Annotated in this window: 8 protein-coding genes; 5 read left to right on the top strand and 3 right to left on the bottom strand. The window is 44.1% G+C overall.

What is annotated here, in order from left to right; genetic code table 11:
* Together ACTIE6_RS07165 and ACTIE6_RS07160 are read right to left on the bottom strand one after the other, a co-directional pair.
* Nucleotides 1–714: response regulator (locus ACTIE6_RS07165; RefSeq protein ID WP_439555986.1), on the bottom strand; the 714-nt coding region annotated here is incomplete at its 3' end.
* An 11-nt stretch (nt 715–725) separates the two neighbouring features.
* Nucleotides 726–1,955, bottom strand: coding sequence for a sensor histidine kinase (locus tag ACTIE6_RS07160; RefSeq protein ID WP_439555985.1), 1,230 nt, complete (start codon nt 1,953–1,955; stop codon nt 726–728).
* Nucleotides 1,956–2,661: 706 nt separating this feature from the next.
* On the opposite strand from ACTIE6_RS07160, the gene ACTIE6_RS07155 reads away from it, so the two are divergent.
* From ACTIE6_RS07155 to ACTIE6_RS07135, 5 genes are all read left to right on the top strand, one after another.
* Nucleotides 2,662–5,706 carry a PAS domain S-box protein gene (locus ACTIE6_RS07155; RefSeq protein ID WP_439555984.1) on the top strand — a complete coding sequence of 1,015 codons (3,045 nt, stop codon included), beginning with the start codon at nt 2,662–2,664 and terminating at the stop codon, nt 5,704–5,706.
* Nucleotides 5,690–6,088 carry a response regulator gene (locus ACTIE6_RS07150; protein ID WP_439555983.1) on the top strand — a complete coding sequence of 133 codons (399 nt, stop codon included), beginning with the start codon at nt 5,690–5,692 and terminating at the stop codon, nt 6,086–6,088. The genes ACTIE6_RS07155 and ACTIE6_RS07150 overlap by 17 nt, the downstream gene beginning before the upstream one ends.
* A gap of 307 nt (nt 6,089–6,395) precedes the next feature.
* Nucleotides 6,396–6,989 (top strand): HD domain-containing protein, encoded by a 594-nt coding sequence (locus ACTIE6_RS07145; RefSeq protein ID WP_439555982.1) that lies wholly within the window; start codon nt 6,396–6,398, stop codon nt 6,987–6,989.
* Between the two features lie 258 nt (nt 6,990–7,247).
* The gene (locus ACTIE6_RS07140; RefSeq protein WP_439555981.1) at nt 7,248–8,480 is read left to right on the top strand and encodes an acyltransferase family protein; all 1,233 of its coding nucleotides are present in this window, start codon (nt 7,248–7,250) and stop codon (nt 8,478–8,480) included.
* Between the two features lie 156 nt (nt 8,481–8,636).
* Nucleotides 8,637–9,026, top strand: a complete 390-nt coding sequence (locus tag ACTIE6_RS07135; protein WP_439555980.1) for a response regulator — start codon at nt 8,637–8,639, stop codon at nt 9,024–9,026.
* Nucleotides 9,027–9,370: 344 nt separating this feature from the next.
* Here ACTIE6_RS07135 and ACTIE6_RS07130 read toward each other — a convergent pair.
* Nucleotides 9,371–9,604, bottom strand: a 234-nt coding sequence (locus tag ACTIE6_RS07130) for a metal-sulfur cluster assembly factor (RefSeq protein WP_439555979.1), incomplete at its 5' end; no start/stop codon positions are given.

Genomic DNA, 9,604 nt, shown 5'->3' with positions numbered 1-9,604 from the left:
GATGCGACTTACCAGCTCTTCAAGATTAATCTTTTCTTCCATCGCCCCGATCGACAAGACCTTCTCATAAGAGAAGTCGTCACGAAGCCTGCCCAAAAAGGCCATATCAGTACCGATGGTCGTGGCCAGCTGGTCTAATATGTTCTTCAATAAGGAAGTAAGCTGCCGCTCGTTTAGTCCGATAGACGCAATAGATTCGATCAGGCTTTCCAGGTTGCGAAGGCGGCTGTAATCAGTTACTGCTTTGGTAGCCAGCTGTATGATTTCCTGGGAAGCATAAGGTTTGCAATGATAACCTACGTTCTGGCCTGCCTGCTCGATAATTTCCTCAATGGAACGGTCAGTAAAGGCAGTAACAAAAATGATCTCGGCTTTACTGTCAAATTTTCTGATCTCTATGGCAGTTTCCAGTCCATCCCAACCCGGCATGCGCATATCCAGGAAAATAACGGCATACGGGCTGTTGTTTTCAATGGAAGCTTTAACTTTTTCGACCCCTTCCATTCCATTTGATGCCTTTTCTACCTTAAAAACGGGAATATTGCTGGTAAGCGGTGCCAGTATCGACGTCTGCGCATCAAAAAGTATGCTGGCCGCATGATTTATCTGCTGGCTTTCAATGGACTGATGTCGGGGTACAAGTATTTCTTCCATATTATCTCTGACCATTTCCTCATCATCGATAATTAATACAGAGGTATTAATTTCATTCATCTTTATCGTGGTTACTTATTAAATGAAATGGTCGTCTTGCTGCCCATACCTGCCCCATTGCTGGCCATGGAAATAGTACCTCCATGGCTCTCAATAATGGCTTTGCAATTGTAAAGGCCCAGGCCCGTACCCGAACTTTTGGTGGTATATCCCCGATCAAAAAGGTGTTTTGCTGTTTGCTCATCAAATCCTTTTCCGGAATCCGAAACGACTAACTGAACACTGTCTTCGGTGCCACTTACTTCAATACTGATTGTTTTTACACTGGCGTCTGTATCGATGGCTTCAATACTGTTTTTTAGGATGTTCAGAATGACCTGCATGAGCTTTGTGCGATCACCCTTAATTACAATACGTTCCGGGGGTATGCTTAAAGACAGATTAACTCCCTTCTTTTCCATATTGGCAAAAACCATTGAACGGCAATCGCTGATAATGTCTTTCAGATTAACAGGCTTTCTTTCCTGGGATTCATGCCCGCTGATATATTGGCGCTGAATATTTAAAATGTCCTGAATATGGGCAGTAAGGTGAAGCTGCTCGTTGACTGACCGCCGAAGTTCATCATGGCTATCGCCGAGCGACTTGCTGATAGCCTCCATCATGTCGATCAGGGCAGCGGCTTTAGGTCCACCTATTGCGGCACTGATTGGCCCGTTTTGCTGCTTTAAGAACAATGTAACTTTTTGCAAGTTGCCCTGGCTGTACTGTTCCAGCATGCGGTTGATACGGGTCAGATAAGAGTTAAACCCAACTACCGCATTGCCGATATCATGGATCACTTCCGATGCTATTTCGTATTTGCCCTGTGCAACGGCTTTATCCTGCTGTGCCTGTTTCAGGGCTTGTTCTTCCTGAATCTTTTCGGTCCTGTCTTCCGCGCTTACAATCAGGCAGTCATCAAATATTTTGTATACGGTTAGCTGGAAATGCTTTTGGCCTCCTTCGACGCCGGCAGCTAAATAACTGTACTGCTGGTTGAGCATGATCAATCCCGATGGCTCTTCAAAATCGCGGATGCGGGTTACTATTTCAGGATCTAGCGCTGATAAACAGGGATATAAGCTTATCCCGGGCTTGAGATTTTCTCCAGCCAAAGGATTAAGAAGTTTGCCACCCATCAAGTTAATGTCGACAATTTTCCCATTATCGTCCATCTCGACCAGCCCCACGGGGGCATGCAACAAAATGGCCTTCATTTTTTGTTCAGCAGGGCTTATCTCTCCTCCCGTATCATGCATAAAGAATAATGTCGAATTACTTCAATACTTAATTGATAAATATAGAAGGAATCATACAACAATACACTAACATGAATAACTAATGATGTCAGGGCCATTTGTCAAACAATACTTGTAAGAAGTATAAACCGTTAACATTAATAGAGAATGTATGTAAGCGCCGGCTTGAACAGGTCCGAGTGGTTTATGGAAGGAACCGGGTGAATTGCAACGCCTGCCGAATCGCACGGCTGGCTCCCTAAGACGAACAGGGTCAGGTCAAGTGTCCATTAACACTGTGAAACCTCAGCTACGTGCTGTTTATTTCATGACCACTGATTTATCTTCCATATAGCTGATATGCTACGCTTTTTGATACAAAATACCTCCGTGTCTTCAGAGGTCAGAACAACTTTTAGTGGACAGTTATTTTAAGTGGTTAAGCTCTTATGCCCGACTAAAAAGAGCTTTTAATCAATCTATAACTTAGTGACAGACTTGGGTATGCAATCGATGCAGGCCGCGCAGTTAATGGTATTGTGGAAACTCAGGCTTATGCTAGAACTGGTCCTTTTAAAATAAGCAGGGTTTCGAGCAGGCCATATTCTGTTGAAGCGTCAAAATATATTCATTTACCACGAATTTTTTTTACATTCCGAGGATAGTGGAGTAATTTAAAACCTTAGAGGACAAAGCTCCCGCCAATTGCATATGTAAATACAACAAAGTGAAGAGCAATCTGAAAATAGTATACCTTGAAGATTCAGAGGCAGGAGTAATTGTGGCGAAACAAGCCTTAGACAAAGCAGGGATAAATGCCGACATTCGTGTTGTCTGCAACAGTGACCAATATATAGCGGCACTAGCGGGTTTTGCGCCAGATATTATCCTCTCTGAATATACTCTGGCCGGTATACATTGCTCGGAGGCAGTCGCTAGCCTACGGGAGAACGGGATGAAAATCCCTTTCATTATCGTCTCCAATGCAGTGTCCGATGAAATGGCGGAAGAGCTTCTGATGCTGGGGGTGGACGATTACATTATCAAGGACCAGCCCGGCCGCCTGCCGTTCGCAATCCACCAGAGCCTGGAAAAATACAAGTTTAAAAAAGAGCAGTGTTATATGCTCGAACAGTTGACCAACAGTGAAAAGCGTTTCCGCACGCTGGTGGAAAACAGCATGGAGGCCGTTGTCGTGCTCAATGCGCAGGCCCAGCCAACCTACGTTTCGCCGGCCGTTAAAAATGTACTGGGATATACCCCACAGGAGGTCCTTAACATGGATCTTTTTACTTTGCCACATCCTGACGATGTGGAAGAACACGCTAAGGTCATGATGAAAGTTCTTGCCAGCCCGGGCTTACCCATACAGGGGCATACCGGGCGCATGCTGCACAGGGATGGCACCTGGCGATGGATTGAGGCTACGGTCACCAACCTGCTACATGAACCCGCTATCAACGGGATAGTCGACAATTTTCGGGACGTGACCGCCTCGGTCCTGGCCGACCAGCAACTCAGATACAAGGAAGGGCGTTTGAGCCAGGCCCAGGCCGTTGCCCACCTGGGCAGCTGGGAACTTGATTTAGCGACGCAAACTAATGCGTTCTCCGATGAAGCCTGCCGGATTTGTGGTTTATCCCTAACAGACAATACCCAAAGTGCGGCTTCCTGGATATCGTTGATACATCCGGATGATGTAGAGTACGTACTGAAAAAGAACCGGGATGCGATAGATTCCCAACAGGCGGCGGATTACTACTTCCGGATTGTCAGGAAGGACGGACAGGTCAGGCACCTGCATGCGCAAACCCATATTGAGCTCAACAGCCAGCGGCAACCCGTCAACTTATACGGTGTGATGCACGATGTGACGGATATAAGAAAGTCTGAGCAGGCCCTGAGAAGTTCGGAATCCAACCTGCGGGCAATTTTTGAAAATTCCATGGAAGGTTTTATCCTGGCCGATACCCAGGCGGTAGTAAAGTACTTCAATAGCAAGGCCAGCAATTTTTATAATTTAAGCACCGGCAAAAAAATTCAGGTGGGCAGTAGTTTGTTTGATGCGGTCAGTGGCGACAAAAGCGCTGATTATGAAAAGATGATCACCAGTGTGCTATCCGGTAAGACCCGGCAGTATGACCATATATATCAGCAAATTGATGGGGACAGCAAATGGCTAAGCATTATGTTCGTCCCGTTGTATGAAAACGGTGAGATCACGGGGCTAAGCTTGTCTATGAGTGATATTACTGATCGGAAGCTGGCCCAGGAACTGCTCGAACGCTCAGAATCGAACCTGAATGCGATCATCAACAATACGGATTCCCTCATCTACTCGCTTGACACTGACCTGAAATACATCACCTACAATCGTGCACTGAAAAGCATGATGAAGGAAAGGTACGGCATAGATGTACAGCCAGGCGATGATATCCGCGAATCTCTGGGAAAGTTTGATCCCGGCTCGGCTCAGGAATGGGAGGTGATCAATGCGCGTACATTGAGCGGTGGAATTTTGAAATTCGAAAAGTTGTTCCCCTACAACGGATCTAACAGCTATCTGAGATTTTCCATTCACCCGATCATCAAAAACAATACTGTTACCGGCCTATCCTGTTTTGTCAATGATATTACCCGGGAAAAACACGCTGAACAAGAAGTGCTTAAAGCGCTTGAGGAAAAGAATGTCATCCTGGAAAGTATAGGGGATGGGTTTTATACACTGGATAAGAACTGGATTGTAACCTACTGGAATAAGCAAGCAGAGACCATGCTAAACTGCCCCAAAGATACAATATTGGGCCGGGTTGTATGGGATGTATTTTCCGACATCGTGGGCACCGAATTCCATCATAACTACCATAAAGCTATTGAGCAAAATGCTATCCAGCATTTTGAATCCTATTACGAAAGGGACAAGGCGTGGTTCGAGGTGACCGCATACCCTTCTGCAAATGGGTTATCTGTCTATTTCAGGGATGTTACCGAACGCAAGCACTCGGAGTTTGAGCTTGATGAGCTCCACAAAAACCTTCAGAAATATACTGATGAGCTTTTGGCTTCAAACAAGGGCCTTGAACAGTTCTCCTACATTTTATCACACAACCTGCGTGCCCCGGTTGCCAATATCATAGGTTTAGCCGAGCTGGTAAACCAGGACAACTACCCTGCGCAAGTAAAGCAGCAGTTTGTGACTGAGATATTGGTGAATGTCAAACGTCTCGACGATGTCATTTCAGACCTTAACAGGATTCTGCAGGTTAAAAGGGGAGTAAGTGAAAATAGGGAACCGGTTTCTTTGCAGCAGCTGATAGACGAAATCAGCTTGAGCATCCAGAATATTATCGAAAAAGAAAATGTCCGGATAGAAACCAATTTTAGTGCTGTAAGTGAATTATTCACCCTGAAAAGTTATTTGCACAGTATTTTCTTTAACCTGATCATGAACAGTATCAAATACCGCCAGAAGGACGTCGATCCTGTGATCAAGATAATAAGCAGCCGGGAGCGGGACCTGGTAACGCTTTCCTTTCAGGATAATGGAATGGGGATTGACCTGGCCAGTAAAGGTGCGCAACTCTTTGGCCTCTATAAACGCTTCCACCACCACGTGGAAGGCAAAGGAATGGGGTTATTTATGGTCAAGACGCAGGTTGAAATGCTTGGCGGGAAAATTGCAGTAGAGAGTGTCGTTAATCAAGGCACCGAAGTTAGGGTTGCATTTAGTCCCCATGCTTACCAAATTCCAGTTCATGAAACTACCTTCTAAATTCATTGTCGTCGATGACGATCCCGGCAACAACCTGATCTGCAAATATATCATTGGCTCCATTGCACCTGATGCCAGTATCCATCTGTTTACTGACCCCGAAAAGGCATTGGAATGGATCAGGGAAGACTATCATAATAGCGCTCAGGATCAGCATGCTGCCCTCTTTCTTGATATCAATATGCCGGTGATAAACGGGTGGGAGTTTCTGGATAAATTTTCTTCGTTCCCCAGCCTGTTACAGGAACAAATCACCATATTTATCCTCTCCTCTTCCATCGATCCGGAAGATACCCAGAAGTCAGAAAAACACCCACTTGTTAATGGTTATTATTCGAAACCCTTAAGCAGGGAAACGATAAACCAGATATTTAGTGCATAAGCAACAAACCTTGAAGTTCAACGGCTGGCAAAGGGCAATTCATTCGAAGCAGTGGCTGGCAGCAGGTCAAAAAAGTGGCTCGCAAACTTATTTCGTTAAGAATCGATTTTTGCTTTCACAATCTCGGGGGCAACTTGTGCCAAAGCTTCTACCAGTGCTTCATATGGATGGTAACCTGTTATCATAACACCGCGCCGACTTCAGCGTACAGGATTCTTTTAGAACACAGGAGATGTAATCTCTTCTTTTTTACCACATAATCATAGCTTAAATTTACCAGCCAAATTGCGTTACCATAAATTTTCAGATGCAAACCGAAGATCTAATCAAACAAATAGAGTTTATCAAGGAGATCGATAAATTGAAATACATACAGCGCCGGACCAAATTGTTCAATAGCGATAGAAATGAAAATGATGCAGAACACAGCTGGCATTTGGCGATGATGGCCATTATCTTATCCGGGCATTCAAATGTCTTGATCGATGTTTTGAAAGTGGTAAAAATGGTTTTGATACATGATATCGTTGAGATTGATGCAGGTGATACTTTCATTTATGATACTGTCAAAAATCATATCAATACCAACGACGAAAGGGCAGCTGCTGAAAGAATTTTTGGTATACTTCCAAAAGAACAGGCGGAAGATCTAATCGCGGTTTGGGATGAGTTTGAGGCTGGTGAAACCGATGAAGCGAAATTTGCAAAATCAATGGACCGTTTGGAGCCGCTGCTGCAAAATGTTTCAAACAATGGCGGAACCTGGAAGGAGTATAACGTTGATTACAAAAAAGTGTATGAGAAGAAGCAAGTGATCAAAAACGGCTCTGTTTCAATCTGGAATTACGCCGAAAAGCTAATTGAAGATAGTGTCACAAGTGGGATATTAAAGAAAGAATAGTTTTGCTTGTTCTTCACTTGCCAATACGTTTTGAGATAAAAGCTTCGCGTTTTCTGCTACTTCTGGTCAGGTGTAATTTTTGCCGATGCGAAACCTTCTGTCTTTTCACTTTCCTTCTGCTTGGCAGGCGGGGTTTGTTATTTGTCGTCTCCGCCTTGGTGGCCTGCCTTGGCCACAATCATATCAGCGCGCTGCATAAGCATTACGTTAATTTATTCGTGAACCAAGCTACCGTAAATTAGCGTGTTATTTCTTTTAATGAACAATGATCTACTTGGCACAAAGCCGCATTATCAGATATTAGACGGACTTCGGGGCGTTGCAGCTATCATTGTAGTATGCTTTCACCTGACTGAGCCGCTCGCCAGTAGCCGCCTGGATAACGTTGTAAATCACGGATACCTTGCAGTGGATTTCTTTTTTCTGCTATCAGGCTTTGTAATTGGTTATGCATACGACGACCGATGGGACAACTTGTCCATTGGCGGCTTTCTCAGGCGCCGGTTTGAACGGCTGCACCCGCTTGTTGTGTTAGGCATGACGCTCGGTGCAATAGGCTTTTACTTTACAGATTCACCTATATGGCCGCTCATTGATACAGTCCCAGTATGGAAGCTGATTGTTGTGATGCTGATTGGATGGACACTTCTGCCGGTTCCACTTTCTATGGATATCCGGGGTTGGTTTGAAATGCATCCACTTAATAGTGTGGGTTGGTCATTGTTTTTTGAGTATATCGCCAATATTCTCTACGCGCTCGGACTAAGGAAATTATCTAACACGGCACTGGCTTGTTTTGTAGTATTGGCAGGTGCCGGGCTTGTGCATCTAGCTGTTACCAGCCCGAACGGAGACGTAACTGGCGGCTGGACATTGAATGCCGAGCACATGCGTATTGGCATTATTCGTACGATGTTTCCATTTTTTGGCGGTTTACTCTTATCACGTGTAGCACGGCCCATTCAAATAAAAAATGCATTCCTATGGTGCAGCCTGCTTACTGCGGCTGTTTTGCTGATGCCAAGAATTGGCGGTGCAGCAAACCTTTGGATGAATGGGCTTTACGAAGCCGTTTGCATCATCATTATCATAATGAAGTCCGGGATTACCGTTTACTTGGCTGATGATGATGAAGATGACCGGTTTCTAATTAAAGAAGCCATCAATCAGGTCCACAGTCAGATTAATATTATTGAGGCTGAGAACGGGCTTGAATTGTTAAACGTTATTAAGCACCCAAAAGCTCAAAAAGCTGAATTGATTCTGCTTGATATGAACATGCCGATGATGAATGGAATTGAGGCAGCACTGGCAATTAGAAAGGATCCGGCGCTCGGCCAGGTGCCAATCGCAATGATTTCCACGGCCTCAAATAGCTCATTCATTGAGCAGGCCTACAAAGCAGGCGTATCCCACTATTATACCAAGCCATCCTCGTTTGAGGGCTTCATCAGCCTTGCTAACCAATTGGGGACAGACTTTAAGTTTTAGCGGGCTGCAATGTGAAGGTAGTATTAAGCCTGCTGGCAAAATGATAGAAAGTGATACCATTGCTGTTAGATACCATTTTTAATGGGATTGATCAGGCCGGTATAGAATTTGTCAATACAATGACATTATAATTTGTAATCAACTGGCATAACACATATGGGAAACAAAGGATTGTTTGTAATGATTGATGATGACACGGATGATCACGAAATTTTTGAAATGGCTGTGCATGAGCTCAAAGAACCCGTAAAATGCCTCTTTTTCCCAGATTGCGAATCCGCCCTTGCTCATTTCAGTAGTAAATCCGTAACCCCGCCAGGGTATGTATTCATTGATATCAACCTGCCCAGGATTGATGGTGGTGAGTGTTTACAGCAGCTGCAAAAGTTAAAAGAGTTTGACCACCCCTGTATCATTATTTACTCGACATCCATTCCTGATGAATGGAAACCCAGGCTACAACAAATAGGGGTCGATAAGTTTGTTCAGAAATCGGGGTCGATCCAAGGTTTGGTTGATACGATTGAGCACCTAATTATGGCCTGACTACAAAGTAAGAAAAACTAATCAGGCACCCCCATCCTCTTAATTAATAGAGTTGCCTTTATTCACATACAGGAGAGTTCATCAAATGAATAATAACGTCCGTTCATTTAAGTTTTCTGTACTCAAACCCTTCCTAATTGGCTTGTAATGCTCTTTTTTCAAAGCCTGAAATGTTTTATAAAGTACATAAATACGACGGTTTGAGTGAACTCGGCTGTGCAAATTATTTATGTTAAAATAGTGCAAAACAATTCTGAAGTTTACAAATACTATTAACCGGAATGTCAATATTGTACAGTTAATGTGAGTAGGTATACGTTAAATCGTACTGTTGTTTTGTAAACCTAATCAATGCCTAGTTGCTGTCTACCACTTTCTGTCATCATTTCAAGGCTCCACTGGGGATCCCATACGAGGGTTACAATGGCTTTTCTTTCCGGAAGCTGATCTTGCAAAACATTTTCAACACCATTGGTAATGGCCTCGCCCAATGGACAATGTGGTGTGGAAAGTGTCATTTTTACTTCAATTGTGTCCGCATGCGTGAAATCAATGTTATACACTAAGCCAAGGTCTAT

Source organism: Dyadobacter sp., assembly GCF_051859145.1.
In the GTDB taxonomy this organism is placed as follows: domain Bacteria; phylum Bacteroidota; class Bacteroidia; order Cytophagales; family Spirosomataceae; genus Dyadobacter.
This window is presented reverse-complemented; position numbering and strand designations above follow the sequence as displayed.